This window comes from Pseudomonas sp. P5_B2 (assembly GCF_056400445.1).
Genome location: NZ_JBFULH010001180.1, coordinates 1 through 899, shown reverse-complemented (window position 1 = coordinate 899; position 899 = coordinate 1). Strand labels below are relative to the sequence as shown.

Sequence of the window (899 nt, the reverse complement as noted above, 5' to 3'; positions counted from 1 at the left end):
GTGAAGTGTCAGCCAGGGCAGGTTGAACACTTCGCGGCCGGTGCTTTTAGGGCCTTTGGTCACGAAGAAAGGATCGCTCAGCAGTTCATTCAACAGTGCCGGTTCGACTTCGCCGCTAGCTGCCCACTGGCCGTCGCGATCAAAATTGTCGCCGCGTTGCTGGTGAATCCAGGCATCCAGCAGCACATTACCCGGACCGCAGTCGAAACCCGCAACGGGTTTGCCGGGTTCGATCAGGCTGAGATTGCTGAATCCGCCAACGTTCAACACCGCGCGATGACCTGCGCGTTCATCAAACAAGGCTTCGTGGAAGGCTGGAACCAGTGGTGCACCTTGGCCACCAGCGGCAACATCACGGCTGCGGAAATCACTGACAACGGTGATGTCGGTCAACTCGGTCAGCAGGGCAGGGTTGCCGATCTGTACCGTGAAGCCGCGTGCCGGCTCGTGGCGAATGGTCTGGCCGTGGCTGCCAATCGCGCGAACGTCTTCGGGCTTCAGGTTTTGTTGATCAAGCAGGGTATGAATGCCCTGGGCCGCCAGTTTTACCCAGTTTTGTTGGGCGATGGCAGAGCGGGCAATCTCGTCCGGGCCGCTGGCGCACAAGCCAAGCAGCTCGGTGCGCAGGGATTCAGGCATGGGAATGTAGTGTGTGGCGATAAGCTTGATCGCCGGGGAGAGCTCGACCAGCGCGATGTCCAGGCCATCGAGACTGGTTCCGGACATCACACCTATATAGAGCGTCATGTCTTAGCGCTTGCTCGAAGCCAGCATGGTGGATTTCTCTTGATCCATGCGCGCCATCAGCGGTTGGCTCTGCGCAAGGAAACGTGCGCGCTCGCCTTTGGAAATTGGATCAGCCATCGCCACCTTCTGGCCTAGTGGATCGACGTGCACAC

The 899-nt window shown here is 59.1% G+C and carries 1 protein-coding gene and 1 pseudogene; both read right to left on the bottom strand.

Annotated elements, in window-relative coordinates:
- The coding region (locus tag AC1DRJ_RS30040; RefSeq protein WP_477805319.1) for an anhydro-N-acetylmuramic acid kinase at positions 1 to 747 on the bottom strand (747 nt) is incomplete at its 3' end.
- Between the two features lie 3 nt (positions 748 to 750).
- Positions 751 to 899: pseudogene (locus AC1DRJ_RS30035) on the bottom strand (peptidase M23); the annotation flags it as partial.